General features: G+C 39.7%; 19 protein-coding genes and 1 rRNA gene. 10 read left to right on the top strand and 10 right to left on the bottom strand.

Features of this window, described 5'->3' with window-relative positions; translation table 11 throughout:
- Positions 1–211: 211 nt before the first annotated feature.
- From hemB to rocD, 4 genes are all read right to left on the bottom strand, one after another.
- Positions 212–1,180, bottom strand: a complete 969-nt coding sequence (gene hemB / locus ACFPIK_RS15275) for a porphobilinogen synthase (protein ID WP_377916798.1) — start codon at positions 1,178–1,180, stop codon at positions 212–214.
- 117 nt (positions 1,181–1,297) lie between these two features.
- Positions 1,298–2,509, bottom strand: coding sequence for a porin (locus ACFPIK_RS15270; RefSeq protein ID WP_377916796.1), 1,212 nt, complete (start codon positions 2,507–2,509; stop codon positions 1,298–1,300).
- 238 nt (positions 2,510–2,747) lie between these two features.
- A complete protein-coding gene (locus ACFPIK_RS15265; protein WP_377916794.1) occupies positions 2,748–3,401 on the bottom strand; it encodes an HAD family hydrolase in 654 nt (217 codons plus the stop codon).
- A gap of 73 nt (positions 3,402–3,474) precedes the next feature.
- The gene (gene rocD, locus ACFPIK_RS15260) at positions 3,475–4,746 is read right to left on the bottom strand and encodes an ornithine--oxo-acid transaminase (RefSeq protein WP_377916792.1); all 1,272 of its coding nucleotides are present in this window, start codon (positions 4,744–4,746) and stop codon (positions 3,475–3,477) included.
- 73 nt (positions 4,747–4,819) lie between these two features.
- On the opposite strand from rocD, the gene ACFPIK_RS15255 reads away from it, so the two are divergent.
- The 10 genes from ACFPIK_RS15255 to ACFPIK_RS15210 all read left to right on the top strand — a co-directional run bounded on the left by ACFPIK_RS15255 (position 4,820) and on the right by ACFPIK_RS15210 (position 9,730).
- The gene (locus ACFPIK_RS15255) at positions 4,820–4,972 is read left to right on the top strand and encodes a DUF5522 domain-containing protein (RefSeq protein ID WP_377916790.1); all 153 of its coding nucleotides are present in this window, start codon (positions 4,820–4,822) and stop codon (positions 4,970–4,972) included.
- 102 nt (positions 4,973–5,074) lie between these two features.
- A complete protein-coding gene (rpmB, locus tag ACFPIK_RS15250; RefSeq protein WP_111392356.1) occupies positions 5,075–5,317 on the top strand; it encodes a 50S ribosomal protein L28 in 243 nt (80 codons plus the stop codon).
- 31 nt (positions 5,318–5,348) lie between these two features.
- The gene (gene rpmG / locus ACFPIK_RS15245) at positions 5,349–5,531 is read left to right on the top strand and encodes a 50S ribosomal protein L33 (protein WP_187177300.1); all 183 of its coding nucleotides are present in this window, start codon (positions 5,349–5,351) and stop codon (positions 5,529–5,531) included.
- 38 nt (positions 5,532–5,569) lie between these two features.
- Positions 5,570–5,722, top strand: coding sequence for a DUF4295 domain-containing protein (locus ACFPIK_RS15240; protein WP_377916787.1), 153 nt, complete (start codon positions 5,570–5,572; stop codon positions 5,720–5,722).
- A gap of 94 nt (positions 5,723–5,816) precedes the next feature.
- Entirely contained in the window at positions 5,817–6,773 is a 957-nt protein-coding gene (ftsY, locus tag ACFPIK_RS15235; RefSeq protein ID WP_377916785.1) for a signal recognition particle-docking protein FtsY, read from the top strand.
- Positions 6,774–6,892: 119 nt separating this feature from the next.
- Positions 6,893–7,747, top strand: a complete 855-nt coding sequence (locus ACFPIK_RS15230) for an SPFH domain-containing protein (RefSeq protein WP_377916783.1) — start codon at positions 6,893–6,895, stop codon at positions 7,745–7,747.
- A 46-nt stretch (positions 7,748–7,793) separates the two neighbouring features.
- Positions 7,794–8,234, top strand: coding sequence for a hypothetical protein (locus ACFPIK_RS15225; protein ID WP_377916781.1), 441 nt, complete (start codon positions 7,794–7,796; stop codon positions 8,232–8,234).
- Between the two features lie 4 nt (positions 8,235–8,238).
- A complete protein-coding gene (locus tag ACFPIK_RS15220) occupies positions 8,239–8,727 on the top strand; it encodes a hypothetical protein (protein WP_377916779.1) in 489 nt (162 codons plus the stop codon).
- A complete protein-coding gene (locus ACFPIK_RS15215) occupies positions 8,717–8,890 on the top strand; it encodes a type II toxin-antitoxin system antitoxin (protein WP_377916777.1) in 174 nt (57 codons plus the stop codon). The genes ACFPIK_RS15220 and ACFPIK_RS15215 overlap by 11 nt, the downstream gene beginning before the upstream one ends.
- Before the next feature lie 75 nt (positions 8,891–8,965).
- A complete protein-coding gene (locus tag ACFPIK_RS15210; protein WP_377916775.1) occupies positions 8,966–9,730 on the top strand; it encodes a class I SAM-dependent methyltransferase in 765 nt (254 codons plus the stop codon).
- Here ACFPIK_RS15210 and ACFPIK_RS15205 read toward each other — a convergent pair.
- The 6 genes from ACFPIK_RS15205 to rrf form a co-directional block, all read right to left on the bottom strand.
- Positions 9,727–10,689 carry a glycosyltransferase family 2 protein gene (locus ACFPIK_RS15205; protein WP_377916773.1) on the bottom strand — a complete coding sequence of 321 codons (963 nt, stop codon included), beginning with the start codon at positions 10,687–10,689 and terminating at the stop codon, positions 9,727–9,729. The genes ACFPIK_RS15210 and ACFPIK_RS15205 overlap by 4 nt on opposite strands.
- Positions 10,689–11,651 (bottom strand): glycosyltransferase family 2 protein, encoded by a 963-nt coding sequence (locus ACFPIK_RS15200; RefSeq protein ID WP_377916771.1) that lies wholly within the window; start codon positions 11,649–11,651, stop codon positions 10,689–10,691. Before ACFPIK_RS15200 ends, ACFPIK_RS15205 begins: the two co-directional genes overlap by 1 nt.
- The gene (locus ACFPIK_RS15195; protein ID WP_377916769.1) at positions 11,651–12,184 is read right to left on the bottom strand and encodes a DUF4199 domain-containing protein; all 534 of its coding nucleotides are present in this window, start codon (positions 12,182–12,184) and stop codon (positions 11,651–11,653) included. The genes ACFPIK_RS15200 and ACFPIK_RS15195 overlap by 1 nt, the downstream gene beginning before the upstream one ends.
- 6 nt (positions 12,185–12,190) lie before the next feature.
- Positions 12,191–12,703 carry a DUF4199 domain-containing protein gene (locus tag ACFPIK_RS15190; protein WP_377916767.1) on the bottom strand — a complete coding sequence of 171 codons (513 nt, stop codon included), beginning with the start codon at positions 12,701–12,703 and terminating at the stop codon, positions 12,191–12,193.
- Positions 12,696–13,940 carry a dihydroorotase gene (locus ACFPIK_RS15185; RefSeq protein ID WP_377916765.1) on the bottom strand — a complete coding sequence of 415 codons (1,245 nt, stop codon included), beginning with the start codon at positions 13,938–13,940 and terminating at the stop codon, positions 12,696–12,698. Before ACFPIK_RS15185 ends, ACFPIK_RS15190 begins: the two co-directional genes overlap by 8 nt.
- A 186-nt stretch (positions 13,941–14,126) precedes the next feature.
- Positions 14,127–14,238 (bottom strand): 5S ribosomal RNA (gene rrf, locus ACFPIK_RS15180).
- Positions 14,239–14,252 lie beyond the last annotated feature (14 nt).

Here is a 14,252-nt window from a genome sequence, read left to right as displayed (position 1 = left end):
ATTACAAAAATTTTTATTTCCCTTTTTACTCGAAAACAAAATTTTATTAATTATTTACCCAATTACAAAAACAATAATTTTTCGAGCTTTCAATTATTTTTTAAACCGAATCAAAAAGATTACACGGATTTTTTAGAAAACAGGGACTGAAAAAAGCCCTAAAAATCAAAAAGCCCTGATTTCTCAGGGCTTTTTAATGAATAAAAACCACTTAGACTTGTTTTCTTGCAAAATCCTTGGCAAAGTAGGTAAGCATTATCTTTGCTCCTGCCCTTTTAATAGAAAGCAAAACCTCATTCATGGACCGATCATAATCCAACCAACCTTTTTCGGCTGCTGCTTTAATCATACTATACTCTCCTGATACATTATATGCTGCAATAGGAAGTGGATAATTGTCACTCAGTTGCTTAATTATATCCAAATAACTCAAGGCCGGCTTCACCATTAAAAAATCTGCACCTTCTTCCATATCCAAATCCGCTTCGATCAAGGCTTCTTTGGAATTAGCTGGATTCATTTGGTAAGTCTTCTTATCTCCAAATTTTGGAGCAGAATCCAACGCATCTCGGAATGGACCATAAAAAGCACTGGCATATTTGGCAGTGTAAGACATAATGGAAGTATCCGTAAATCCATTATCATCCAACAGATTTCGGATGTAGCCCACACGACCGTCCATCATATCAGACGGCCCCAAGATATCTACTCCCGCATCCGCTTGCGCCAGCGACATTCTTCCAAGAATCTGCAGCGTCTCATCGTTGAGGATTTTTCCATCTTTCACCAATCCATCATGCCCATCACTGCTGTAAGGATCCATCGCCACATCAGACATGAGACATATCTCCGGGAAGTTTTTTTTGATCTCTCTGAGTGCTCTCAGGTAAAAAGTTTCAGGATTATAGCTTTCCGTTGCTATTGCATTTTTTAAAGACTCAGGATATGCCGGAAATACATCAAAGGAATAAATTCCAAGTTTTAAGCATTCCTCAATTTCTTTAAGCATCAAATCAATCGAAAATCGGTAAATACCCGGCATGGATGCTACCTCAATTTGTTTTTTTTGCCCATCCACGAGAAACAATGGAAAAATCAAGTCTTTGACAGTGACTTGGGTCTCTTCGACCAGATTGCGGACTGCTTCAGATTTACGATTTCTTCTAGGTCTCCTTTGCATAACTTGAATAAATGTGCACAAAGGTAACTTATCACTTTTACATAGCTTGAAAAGAGTCTCATAAAAAAAGGCGTTCCGATTTGGGAACGCCTTGATGGAATTACACGCCAATAAGAATTAGAAATTCACCTGAGCCTGAAGTCTGAGGAGGCTACCTTTTTGCCTGTTTGTTGGATCAGCTGAATTTTCAAAGGTTCTATCGGAAATGGTGTACATGGTCACCAATTCGAAATTTCTGTTGAATTGCCACTCTACACCTAATTCAAATTCTTTCACTCTGTGACGGGTTGCATCGATTTCAAATTTCTTTCCTCCTTTATAATAATGATACCTGACAAAAGGAATGAACACTTTGGAATTGGTTTTTACCATATAGTTTGCCAAGACATAACCTCCGTCAAGCGGTGCGTCTAAGATGGTATTGGTTTGGGGATCATACTCCGGCCCTCTTCCCCAATTGTATTCTGCCTGTATCCCAAAAGGCTGTGGATAAATGACAAACGTAGGCCCATAGCGTAACTCTTGAAATTCACTTTGGCTTGGACTCAATTTGGAACTTTTATTCACCATGTATTTCCCTGTGTATCCCTGAAACGATCCTTCAATAATCTGACCAGAGGGTAACTCAAAGGGATAAGTAAGCCTCGCCACCACATTTACGTTTTTGTTTCTGTCCAGTGCATTCGGCCCCTGTCCATTATAAACTCCTAATCCAAAAACCCCATAATCTCCAGATCCTTTAAGCCCAGAGGACACTAAGTAACTAAAGCGCTTTCTGATCTCCTTGGGGGCATAATAGAAAAAGACTCCCGTCTCACGCTCATTTGGCAGCGCGGAATTCATCCCATCATGGCGATCTAGCGGTAATCTGTTTTGACTGGATTGCATATTCTCAAAGCCAAAAGGCACTTTGGACTGACCTATCCTTACCCTAAATTCATTGTCAGCATCCAATCCCAAATCAAAATATGCATCCCTGATCTGAACCAAATTGGAACCTCCTGATGCAAAATCGGGCTGGATATACATGAATACTCTAGGATGGATCTGACCAGAGAATATCATCCGAATCCGACGGAAAAAGAATCCTCCCCCATCTCCTCCCCAGCTGCGGTCGCATTGATCGCACTTTAGGTCGGGATTGGTTTCAATCAGTCCATTGTACCGCAATTGGGCATAACCCCTCAACTGGATTTTTTCATACCAGGCATTCTGAACCTTAGGCTCAGGTTTTTCATGGAGCAGCGAGTCATTTTGAGCCCCCCTTGCAAAAGAGCTCAAAATAACCAAGGCGAAAGTCACCAAGGCCGCCGCGAAACGGATTCGCATACGAGAAGAATTTTAATTAGTAATTGTACAGCGGTGCAAAGTTGAATCCGCCAAGTTGCTAGAAAATGAATCCAGCGTTATGAATTTGTTACAAAAACGAAATCATTAGATTGATTTCTATATTCGATCAATTGAAATAATGCCCAAAGAATGTTTTTGAATACTTTCTGATATTAAGCCAATGTTAATTGATCTAACTCATGTTAAAAAATCTTGAACCTAATGTTAAGCTCCCCGCCTATTCAAACAAAGAGTCAATTTTGTTAACATCAAGACCTAAATAGTCCTTTATATACAAGTCACATTCAGGCAATTGATCAACTGAATGAGAGGATAGCACTCCTACGACTTTCATGCCTGCATTTTTGGCGGCAGAAACACCTGAAAATGAGTCCTCAAATACGAGGCATTGGGCTGGAGAAAGGGAAAGATTTGCAGCAGTTTTAAGATAGACCTCAGGATCAGGCTTGTGTTTGGTCACATGCTCACTTGCTAAGGCAGATTCCAGGTGTGGAAATAAATCTAATTTACCTCCAATCAATTCTAAATTGGCAAAAGGGGCAGAAGTGGCGACTCCGGTTTTAAAACCTTCTTTTCTAAGGCAATGAAAAAAATCCAAAAAACCAGGAATTGGATCTACGTATGGTTGATAGATTTCCCTAAACAGACTTTCCTTCTCAAACTCGAGATCAAGTAATTCTTGCCCCATTATCTTTCTTCCAAGAAAATGGCTGAGAATATACCCATTGTTTTTCCCATACATATGAAGTTGAAATTGCTCTTCCGTGGGAAATACGCCCCTTTTTTCGAAGAAAATCTTGAATGCTTGAGAGTGAAATGGATTGGTGTGACAGATCACTCCATCCATATCGAAAATGACCGCTTTGGACATAGTTTAAAGTGGGAATAATGAATTATTCACTGGAAGGAAAACTTCAAAGAAAATTCAACTTGTGGCAATCTGATTACTTGTTGAAAGAGGATATGACCTTTTCTATAATGTCACAGCATTCGTGAAGCTGCTCTTCAGTCATTACTAATGGTGGCGCAAATCGAATGATATTTCCATGAGTCGGTTTTGCCAAAAGTCCATTTTCAGCAAGTTTGACACAAATATCCCAAGCCGTAGAACTTTCTGGGGTATCGTTAATGACCACGGCATTGAGTAAGCCCTTTCCTCGCACCAATTTGGCAATAGGATAGGTATCAACTACTTTTTGCATCCGATCTCTAAAAATCTCTCCCAATCGACGGGCATTTTGAGCCAATTTCTCATCCCGGACTACCTCCAAAGCCGTCATGGCAACTGCTGCGCCTAGTGGATTACCTCCAAAAGTAGACCCATGCTGACCAGGCTTGATAACTTCCATGACCGATCTGTCAGCCAAAACAGCTGATACCGGATAAAAGCCTCCAGATAAGGCTTTTCCCAGAATCAAAATATCAGGCTTGGTGTAAGTTTCCTGTTTTTCGCAGTGACCTTCGCAGGAGCAGTTACCACAGACTGCAAGAAGGGATCCTGTCCGCGCAATGCCTGTTTGAATTTCGTCAGCAATGAATAGAACACTTTTAGTGGAACAAGCTTCTTTTGCTCTCTGAATATAATCTTCAGAAGGAGTATAAACTCCAGCTTCACCCTGAATTGGCTCAACTAAGAATCCTACAACGCCTTCGATTTCCAGAGCTTTTTCTAAGGCAGGAATGTCATTATAAGGAATTCGAATAAACCCCTCTGTAAATGGCCCAAAGCTTTTTCTTGCATTGGCATCATTGGAGAAGGATATAATAGTAGTGGTGCGACCGTGAAAATTATTTTCGGCTACTATAATCTTGGCTGAGTTTTCAGCAACTCCCTTTTTCTCATAACCCCACTTTCGAGCCAGTTTCAACGCAGTCTCCACTCCTTCCGCACCTGTATTCATAGGCAGCACCATATCGAACCCGAAGTACTCGGTAATATACTTTTCAAATGGCCCAAGCTTGTCATTATAAAAAGCCCGCGAAGTCAGGGTAAGTGTTCCTACCTGCTCAATCATTGCCTCTTTGATTCGAGGATGGCAATGACCTTGATTGACTGCCGAATAAGCAGACAGGAAATCAAAGTATCTTTTTCCCTCTACATCCCAAAGAAAAACACCTTCCCCTCGGGAAAGCACTACAGGCAGCGGATGGTAGTTGTGTGCTCCATAGTGATCTTCCAGCGCGATGGCCTGTTGGCTTGAGGTAATTCGTTCCATGATTTGATTACTTTTGTGGGATGATTCAAAGTCGAATCAAGCCCAAATATAGGAAATGCCTCTTGGCCAAGCCATGAAACAAGAAAAGAAGACTCTGCCAACACTGACTCCAGAAGACTACTACATCAATGAGCAGGGGCTAATGGTGTTCACGGCAAAATATCATCTTAAACGTGGGTATTGTTGTGGAAGCGGATGCAAGCATTGTCCTTATCCAAAGACGTAAATCACATGGGAATATTTTTAAAATGCTTTGTTGTTAATTCCCAAAAAGTTCCGATATTTGCAGACTCATTACAGAAACGCATACCAATTACGATACATAATCATGGCAAAAGTTTGTGACATTACCGGAAAAAGACCTCGAGTAGGTAACAACGTGTCCCATGCAAACAACAAGACTAAGCGTAGATTTTACCCAAATCTTCACAAGAAGAATTTCTACGTTCCTGAGGAAGACGCATGGATCACTTTGAAAGTGTGCTCTAAGGCATTGAAGACAATCAATAAGAAAGGTATCTCTGCCGTTTTGAAAGAAGCGCAGGATAAAGGCATGATTGTAATCAGATAATCAAAGTCACAGTCCCTAAATCAACACAGAGATGGCTAAGAAAGGAAACAGAGTACAAGTGATTATGGAATGCACCGAGCATAAAAACTCCGGCATGCCAGGTACTTCAAGATACATCACCACCAAAAACAGAAAAAATACTACTGAAAGATTGGAATTGAAGAAATTCAATCCGATTCTTAAGAGAGTAACTGTTCATAAAGAAATTAAATAATTTTAGCTCGGGAATTTATCCCTTAAACTTAAAAAGCAATGGCTAAGAAAGTTGTAGCAACCCTAAAAAAAGAAGGTGGCGTGTCTTACGCCAAAGTAATTCGTGCCGTAAAGTCTGATAAGACAGGTGCATATACCTTCAAAGAAGAAATGGTTCCTTCTACCTCAGTACAGGACGCATTGAAAAAATAATTTGCCTCGTGCATCGTAATGCATATAAGGTCCCTCTGAATCAAATCAGCAGGGACTTTTTCATTATATTCCACTTTTAATTCAATTTAATCCAATGGGAATCTTTGGTTTCTTTTCAAAAGAGAAAAAAGAAAGTCTTGATCAAGGCCTGCAAAAGACCAATGAGTCAATTTTCTCCAAACTGAGCAAAGCTGTAGTAGGCAAATCAAAAGTTGACGAGGATGTACTGGACGAACTGGAAGAAATCCTCATCACCTCAGATGTAGGAGTAGATACCACCATTAAAGTCATCAGGAGAATTGAAGAGCGAGTAGCAAAGGATAAGTATCTAAATGCAGCTGAATTGGACACGATTCTTCGAGAGGAAATCGCATCCCTTTTAGAAGAAAATAATTCACAGGATCTTCTGGATTTTGATATTCCCGCCGAGAAAAAACCCTATGTCATCATGGTCGTAGGCGTAAATGGTGTAGGCAAAACCACCACCATCGGCAAGCTGGCTAACCTTTTTAAAAGTGCTGGTAAAAATGTCATTTTGGGTGCAGCTGATACCTTTCGCGCGGCGGCAGTAGATCAGTTGATTCTTTGGGGCAACCGAGTAGGCGTACCTGTTGTCTCCCATGGCATGAATACCGACCCAGCTTCTGTCGCATTTGATGCCGTCAAGCAAGGCGTGGATACCGGGGCCGATGTGGTCATTGTCGATACAGCAGGGCGACTACATACCAAAGTCAACCTGATGAATGAGCTGAGTAAAATCAAACGGGTAATGCAAAAATTCATACCTGATGCTCCCCACGAAATTATGCTTGTCCTGGATGGTTCTACTGGCCAAAACGCATTTATTCAAGCTCAGGAATTTACCAAAGCCACAGAAGTCACCTCTCTCGCTATCACCAAACTAGACGGAACTGCTAAAGGAGGAGTAGTGATCGGAATATCTGATCAATTTAAAATCCCTGTCAAATACATTGGGGTAGGGGAAAAAATGACTGACTTGCAGATCTTCAACCGTAAAGAATTTGTGGATTCCCTTTTCAAAAAGAAGTAAATCCAACCCGCCACCTACTTATCCTCCGCAAAATCGGAGGATTTTTTTTTGCCAAAATTTGAACCTTGAATTTATATTCACGTAATTCACAATGATATCATTTTAACATCATTTTAATTATGGAAAAAGTCATCAAACCTTCATCTGGTTATTTTATGCTTTTCATGGCCTTGGCCGCGATAGCTGGTTCTGTTTACAGTTTTACTCTGGGGCTCCCCTATGGTATCATAGGAGGTATAGTATTTCTGATTGCATTGATTTGCTTAGCAGGATTCTTCATCGTTGATCCCAATAAAGCAATGGTTCTCTTGTTATTTGGGGAATATAAAGGCACTGTAAAGGCAAATGGTTTCTTTTGGGTCAATCCTTTTATGACCAAAAAGAAGATTTCCCTGCGTGTCCGAAACTTTGAGAACAAGCCCCTCAAAGTCAATGACAAGATCGGTAATCCTGTCATGATCGGAACCATTGTGGTCTGGCAAGTCGAGGACACTTTCAAAACTACCTTTGATGTAGAAGACTATGAGAACTTCGTACATCTTCAGACAGATGCTGCCGTGAGAAAAATGGCCGGCCTCTATTGCTATGACAATTTTGACGATGATCATACTGAAGTAACCTTAAGGTCAGGCGTGGAAGAGGTCAATCATTCCCTTGAAAAAGAAATCGCAGAAAGATTGCTACAAGCAGGAATCAAAGTGATTGAAGCAAGAATATCCAATTTAGCCTATGCTTCTGAAATTGCCTCGGCAATGCTCCAGCGTCAGCAGGCTACCGCAATCGTAGCTGCAAGGCAAAAAATAGTAGAAGGAGCGGTAGGCATGGTTGAAATGGCACTTGCAGACTTAAAAATGAAAGACATCATCGAGTTTGACGAGGAAAAGAAGGCTGCAATGGTTTCAAATTTAATGGTGGTACTTTGTTCAGACAGAAGTGCAAGTCCAGTACTAAATGTAGGTACCCTAAACCAATAAGAAAATGGTGGTCAATGAAACGCAAAGTTTCCGGGGAACGATCCTAATGTATAGTATCATTCTACTGGAACTCCCGACGCTTGTATTGATCAGCACCCTTTATTTCACAGGAAAGCTGGGCGACGATGGATGGATCGCCCTGCTTACTGTGGGTACACTCATTCCTTTTACTTTTTTCCTGCTGATGAATATCACCCTTCAAACCCGAATGGATGATGCTTGCTTCAAGTACAAAAGCGGCCCTTTTCATCGTTCTTGGAGAACCCTAAACAAAGAAGACATCAACACCATTTCAGTCAATAAAAAGGATGGATTCTTCGATTATGGGGGTGTTGGAATGAGAATTTCCGGAAAAACAAAAGCTTACATTTTCTTAGCTGACCATGTCATTGAAATAGAAACTAAGGACAAGACATTAGTCTTCAGCACAACAAAACCTAAGGAATTTGAAGAAATGATTGAGACTTGGAATTCCACAAAAAATTAATCCAATGGCAAATTTCATATTTCAAGAAACTCAGCGCTTTCGGCAATTTTGGATTTGGACAATTTTGATATTGGCCAGCGGGATTGTAGTTGGAAGTGCTATACTTTCCTCTGCAGAAAAATTAGATTGGGAGCTTGCTATACCATTGGGGATCATAGGCCTAATATCTGTTCTTCTTTTTAAGTTAGAACTCAAGACTCGGATAGATCAGGATAGTTTGTGCTTTAGTTATTTTCCTTTTATCAAAGAAAGAAAATATCGCATTAAAGAGATTGCCTCGATGGAATTGATAGAATACAATGGACTTTTGGAATATGGGGGCTGGGGGATCAAGTGGAATGGAAACTCATGGTCCTATACGACCGGTGGTAAATATGGAATACTGGTAAAAACACCCAATAAAAAATTTTTATTGGGCACTCAAAAACCCCAGGAAGCTAAAGCCGCAGTTGCTCAATTCAATGAATTTAAACTTCAATCTCATGGCAGCTAAAAAACCCTTTGCATTACGGCTGGATGAGAAAATGATGAAAGCTGTTGAAAAATGGGCAGAAGACGAGTTCCGAAGTACCAATGGGCAACTGGAATGGATCATCCGAGAAGCTTTGAAAAAGGCAGGCAGGCTCCCAAAATCAAATGAAGGCGAGCCCGAATAAAATCCTCACACGTCCTCAATAAAAATCCCTTCCTTCCCAGCTCTATTTGGTAAATTGCAAGTCAATTTCTTCTGCATGAAACCGATTATCAGCTTTGTCATCCGATATATCCCCAGGCCTATTCTCCAAACTGTGAGCCCACTTGTGATGAAGGTCCTTTCCCAGTTGAACAAAGGAAATGAGGTAGAATGTCCGGTATGCGCCAGTCAATACAAGAAATTCTTGCCTTATGGAAGAATTGCACGGGAAAACGCCCTTTGTCCTAATTGCTTGGCTTTGGAAAGACATCGACTGATGTGGCTTTATTTGAAAAAGCAAACCGATTTTTTCTCAGCCCCTCTTAAAGTCCTCCATATAGCACCTGAACATTGCTTTATCGATAGATTTGAAGGTTTGTCCAATCTTGAATACATCACAGCAGATATCGAATCTCCATTGGCCAAAGTAAAAATGGATGTTCACTCTATCCCTTTTCCTGACAATAGCTTTGATGTAATTTTTTGCAATCATGTACTTGAGCATGTAGAGGATGATTTACTTGCTGGCTCTGAATTCAACCGGGTTTTGAAACCAAGCGGATGGGGTATTTTACAATCTCCTGTGTACCCTTTGGAAAAAACCTTGGAAGACAAATCCATCACTGATCCTGCAGAAAGAGAGCGATTATTTGGCCAAAGAGATCATGTGCGCAAGTTTGGTAAAGACTATGCTGAAAGATTGCGGAAATCAGGTTTGAAAATAGAAGAAAATCAATTTGTGAAGCAGATTAACTCTGATCTGATTACAAAATATGCCCTGCCAAAAGATGAAATAATCTTTGTTTGTAGAAAAGGCGCTTAATTTTCAAATCCCTTCCTTACAAGCTCCACTACCAGACCAGCCCCATATCCACACAATTGGATTAATGAGGTAAGTAAAGCTAATTCGCCGACTAAAATTGACTGATTCTTTAAACTTGCTGAAACCACAATAAGAGCAGCCCAAACAAAAAGAATAAGCAAATGGGGAATCAGAAGAAACTTGAAAAACGCAGCATTGACCACAATCGAAATCAGAAAAATGAGAAAGAAAGTGGGAAGTAGGTGTACTAGCTTGATGGCTTCCGGATGAAACCGCGAAACATTTACCCGATTCCTTCCAAAGGAAAATGCCTGCTTGGCAAATGACCAAAGTGTGTTTTTTCTTTTATGGTAGACAAACGCTTCTTCTACCAATTCCAGCTTAAATCCCGACTTTTTGATTCGAATACTCCACTCGATATCCTCACCTCTATTGGGATCCACAAAACCTCCAATCTTCTCAAAGACTCTCCTGGAAACCCCCATATTAAATCCCCTAGCCTGATATTTGGAGGGATCTTTAAGTTTGCCTCGAATCCCTCCTGTAGTCCAAAAGGAAGTCATGGCAAAGTCCATTGCTTTTTGGAGAATTGAAAAATCAGAAGCCGCTGCATCAGGTCCTCCAAAAGCATCCAAATTTCTGGAAACTATGGCTTTTTGAAGTACCTCCAGGTAACATGATGGCAAAATAACATCTGAGTCAAGAATAATAAAAAAATGCCCTTTGGCGAGTTTCATGCCATTATTTCTAGCAAAACCCTGACCTGTATTTTCCTGTACTAAATATTGAAGATTTAATCGATCTCTAAAAGAATCTACAACCTGATCGGATTTAATATCCGATCCGTCCTCTATGACCACAACTTCAAAGCCGCAGAATGTCTGTTGAGTTAAACTTTGAAGTAATTCAAAAAGCTCACTAGGCCTATTGAAAACTGGAATGATAACAGAAAAAAACATCAGAAATCAAAATTGATCTCTTCATCAATTTTATATTCAGCTTCTTTGGCTTGATTGGAGGTCATCAGCTCCGCAATGAAACCTGTTACAAAAAGTTGAACCCCAATAATAATCGCAACCAGGGCTAGGAAAAACAAGGGTTGGTCTACTACTTCACGAACTTTAAAACCTTGACTTAAACCATAAATTTTTTCCAAAATCAACCAGAATGTAATGATAAAGCCAGTCAAAAACGAAAGGGTACCCAATAGCCCAAAAAAGTGCATGGGTTTCTTTTTATATCGATGTACAAAAGAAACGGAAATAAGATCTAGAAATCCATTAAGGAATCGCTCCAGACCAAATTTGGAATATCCATACTTTCTGGCTTGATGCAGCACCACTTTCTCTCCAATTTTTGGAAATCCATTCCATTTGGCTAATAGAGGAATGTATCGATGCATTTCACCATAGACATGAATGTTTTTGACTACTTTATTTCGATACGCCTTTAGACCACAGTTGAAATCGTGAAGTTGTATTCCAGAGATCCAACGTGTAACCCCATTAAAAAATTTGGAAGGTATTGTCTTAGAAATAGGATCATGTCGTTCCTTTTTCCATCCTGAGACTACGTCGAGTCCACCAGTAATCATCGCATACAATCCGGGAATTTCATCAGGACTATCTTGTAAATCAGCGTCCATGGTAATGACTACCTCTCCCACAGCCTTCTTAAAACCAGCGTCCAAAGCTGCGGATTTACCATAATTACGGGTGAAGTTCAGCCCTTTAAGATGGGAATTCGATTCGGAAAGATTTTGGATAATTTCCCATGATTTATCCGTACTTCCGTCATTAATAAGAATTACCTCATAAGAAAAGCCGTGTGCATTCATCACACGGCTAATCCAATGAGTTAATTCAGGTAAGGATTCTTCCTCGTTGAAAACAGGGACAACAACGGAAATTTGAGTTGACATTAGTAGTTAAATTCTTCTTTCTTTTGATTAATTGCCGCTACAATCAATCCTATGATTAATGCCCCTAAAATTACACTAAAGAATACAGATCCTGCAAAAAACTCAGGTGTTTGAAAGAATTTCATGAATTCTGGAAGTTGGTCTGGGGAAGTTGTTGGCCCTCCCAAACGCTCTTGCGCTTCCATTTGCGCTTCAATTATTCTTTGGACATAGTTAAGATCAATAAATTTTATATATACATAAAACCCAACTGCTCTAATTAAACCACCAATAAGTCCTATCATCATATTCAAACCAAAGCCTTTTCCAAGAGTGATTTGATCTTCGTTATTCTCTTTATATTCCTTAATAGCAAAGGAATAAATTCCAAAAGCCAAACCAGCTGTAAATAACCAACTCAATATACCAACAACTAAATTACCTCCTCCCTGAATGCCAAGCATAGAAGTAAGAAAAACATAAATCACACCTATGAGGCCATAAATCAATCCCCACTTTTTAAATACTTCTGAAAACAAGTTTGTCTTTTCCATAAAAGATTAATTAGGGTTTCTTCTTAAAATTATTGAAATAATGATACTGAAAAACATTCCAGGAATAATTTTCCAAATCCCATCGTTAAGTGCGACATCCCAAGCAGACATTTCCTGAAGGCTGAGTTTTGTAGCTTCAAAAGATGGCAAACCCACTTGAGAGACAATCACATCTTTATTTTGATCTAAAACCGCCCATTTTGTCTCTTGAATACTGGCAAATAAATCAGGAACACCTAAAAGAATACTCCAAATACCAAAAGCGGAAAGCAATCCAATCAAAATATAGGTCACAAAGCCAATGGTCATTCCTTCGGCAAAGGATAAAAATCCATGATTGGTATAATCTTTAAAAAATTTGATGCCTAAAAAAAGAGCAACTGGAGTTACCAAGTAACCGAAAACCAAATTCAGATTAGTCGGATCAGGATAAATCAAAGAAAGAATAAAGAATGAAAGAATGCTAAGGACTCCTCCCAGAGTGCCGAATTGATAGGCTGTCTTGAGGTATTTATACATCTATTTTTTGGAATTGGCCCTTTTGAATAACATACTTCACCTTTCCTTTTAGTCTATTTCCAAACCATGGATGATTAGCTGAAAGCGATTTATTAGTTATCTCATTGTACTCCCATTCTTCATTTGGGTTAAATATTGTCCAAGAATCAGAAATAGAACCTATAATCTTTCGGGGACCAGAAGTAACTTTTTCTATCAACAATTCCCAACCAAGCTCTTCTGATAATTTAACCATAGCAGGCAAAAACGATTGCAGACCAGCCATTCCAAAAGAAGCTAGGTCGAACTCAGCAAATTTAGAATCAAAGTCTTGAGGTTGATGATTTGATACCAAAGCATCAATTGTGCCGTCCTTCAGTCCTTCAATTAAGGCTACTCGATCATACTCGCTTCTAAAGGGAGGCTTAACCTTGAGATTTGTATCAAAAGTTATAAGATCTTCATCATTAAAGATCAATTGATAAATAGAGACATCTGAAGTTACCTGAAGCCCTTCTTTTTTTGCTTGCCTGATTAAATCAACACCTTTGGCAGTACTTAGTGTTTGAAAATGGACTTTCCCACCAGTATATCTGATAATCTCCAAATTTCTTTGAATAGCTACATCTTCAGCAAGGTTGGGAATTCCTTTCATCCCTAGTTTAGTAGAAACCAATCCTTCATGCATTTGGCCAAAAATGCTAAGCAAAGGATCATAAGCATGATCAAAGAGGACACCATTAAATTTCTGAAGGTATTGAAGGATTTTCATGTACCTATCGGAGTTTGAAAGAGGCTTTGCCCCGTCACCGAAGACTGTCAATCCAGCCTGAAAATGCATATCAAGCATTTCGGTAAGATCTTCTCCTTCAGTTTTTTTTGTAACCGCACCCATTACAATGAGATTGGGTAGAAATTTCCTTGACCTATTTAAAATAAATTCAGCTTCATTTTTAGACTGAATGACAGGATCGGTATTTGGCATGACAACCGCAGTTGAAAAACCACTAACCAAAAGAGATTCACATAAAGAAGCTATGGTTTCCCGATATTCTTGGCCAGGCTCTCCAAAACCAGTCCGCAAATCAATCCAACCAGGAGAACCTATAAGACCCGTACAATCGATGATCTCTTCAAATGAAGGCTCCTTTTGGGTAAGATCTATTGCACGTAAGGAAGACCCGTCAAAAAAATAATTAGCCAATGGTTGAATTTTGCCATCATGGATCAATTGAAGGTTCTGAAGAAGAATAGCCATTAGATTTTACTTTGGTGCAAAACTGCAATAATATTCCTTAAAATGAAATGAAGAATGGAAAACCAATACACACTTTAAAATTTGCGTCAAAATGAAGGCCCAACGCCAAGGAATAGAATAAAATGAAAAAAGGTTTAATAAAAACGAAAAAAGCCTTCAGGTATGAACTGAAGGCTTTTGGTTAGAATGTGGCGGCGACCTACTCTCCCGGGAGTAACCCCAGTACCATCGGCGCTGCAGGGCTTAACTTCTCTGTTCGGGATGGGAAGAGGTGGGACCCCTGCGCTAGGCCGCCTAAATTGGAAGACTCAA

Origin of the sequence: Algoriphagus aquatilis (assembly GCF_042657405.1) — a bacterium.
Taxonomy (GTDB): Bacteria; Bacteroidota; Bacteroidia; order Cytophagales; family Cyclobacteriaceae; genus Algoriphagus; species Algoriphagus aquatilis.
This window is presented reverse-complemented; position numbering and strand designations above follow the sequence as displayed.

Excerpts from the sequence above, each read along its gene's own strand:
- ACFPIK_RS15195 (WP_377916769.1), bottom strand. The coding sequence starts at position 12,184 with ATGGAAAAGACAAACTTGTTTTCAGAAGTATTTAAAAAGTGGGGATTG.
- ACFPIK_RS15265 (WP_377916794.1), bottom strand. The coding sequence starts at position 3,401 with ATGTCCAAAGCGGTCATTTTCGATATGGATGGAGTGATCTGTCACACC.
- ACFPIK_RS15215 (WP_377916777.1), top strand. The coding sequence starts at position 8,717 with ATGGCAGCTAAAAAACCCTTTGCATTACGGCTGGATGAGAAAATGATG.
- ACFPIK_RS15230 (WP_377916783.1), top strand. The coding sequence starts at position 6,893 with ATGGAAAAAGTCATCAAACCTTCATCTGGTTATTTTATGCTTTTCATG.
- ACFPIK_RS15200 (WP_377916771.1), bottom strand. The coding sequence starts at position 11,651 with ATGTCAACTCAAATTTCCGTTGTTGTCCCTGTTTTCAACGAGGAAGAA.
- rpmB (WP_111392356.1), top strand. The coding sequence starts at position 5,075 with ATGGCAAAAGTTTGTGACATTACCGGAAAAAGACCTCGAGTAGGTAAC.
- hemB (WP_377916798.1), bottom strand. The coding sequence starts at position 1,180 with ATGCAAAGGAGACCTAGAAGAAATCGTAAATCTGAAGCAGTCCGCAAT.
- ACFPIK_RS15240 (WP_377916787.1), top strand. The coding sequence starts at position 5,570 with ATGGCTAAGAAAGTTGTAGCAACCCTAAAAAAAGAAGGTGGCGTGTCT.
- ACFPIK_RS15190 (WP_377916767.1), bottom strand. The coding sequence starts at position 12,703 with ATGTATAAATACCTCAAGACAGCCTATCAATTCGGCACTCTGGGAGGA.
- ACFPIK_RS15210 (WP_377916775.1), top strand. The coding sequence starts at position 8,966 with ATGAAACCGATTATCAGCTTTGTCATCCGATATATCCCCAGGCCTATT.
- rocD (WP_377916792.1), bottom strand. The coding sequence starts at position 4,746 with ATGGAACGAATTACCTCAAGCCAACAGGCCATCGCGCTGGAAGATCAC.
- ACFPIK_RS15255 (WP_377916790.1), top strand. The coding sequence starts at position 4,820 with ATGAAACAAGAAAAGAAGACTCTGCCAACACTGACTCCAGAAGACTAC.
- ftsY (WP_377916785.1), top strand. The coding sequence starts at position 5,817 with ATGGGAATCTTTGGTTTCTTTTCAAAAGAGAAAAAAGAAAGTCTTGAT.
- ACFPIK_RS15270 (WP_377916796.1), bottom strand. The coding sequence starts at position 2,509 with ATGCGAATCCGTTTCGCGGCGGCCTTGGTGACTTTCGCCTTGGTTATT.
- rpmG (WP_187177300.1), top strand. The coding sequence starts at position 5,349 with ATGGCTAAGAAAGGAAACAGAGTACAAGTGATTATGGAATGCACCGAG.
- ACFPIK_RS15185 (WP_377916765.1), bottom strand. The coding sequence starts at position 13,940 with ATGGCTATTCTTCTTCAGAACCTTCAATTGATCCATGATGGCAAAATT.
- ACFPIK_RS15225 (WP_377916781.1), top strand. The coding sequence starts at position 7,794 with ATGTATAGTATCATTCTACTGGAACTCCCGACGCTTGTATTGATCAGC.
- ACFPIK_RS15220 (WP_377916779.1), top strand. The coding sequence starts at position 8,239 with ATGGCAAATTTCATATTTCAAGAAACTCAGCGCTTTCGGCAATTTTGG.
- ACFPIK_RS15205 (WP_377916773.1), bottom strand. The coding sequence starts at position 10,689 with ATGTTTTTTTCTGTTATCATTCCAGTTTTCAATAGGCCTAGTGAGCTT.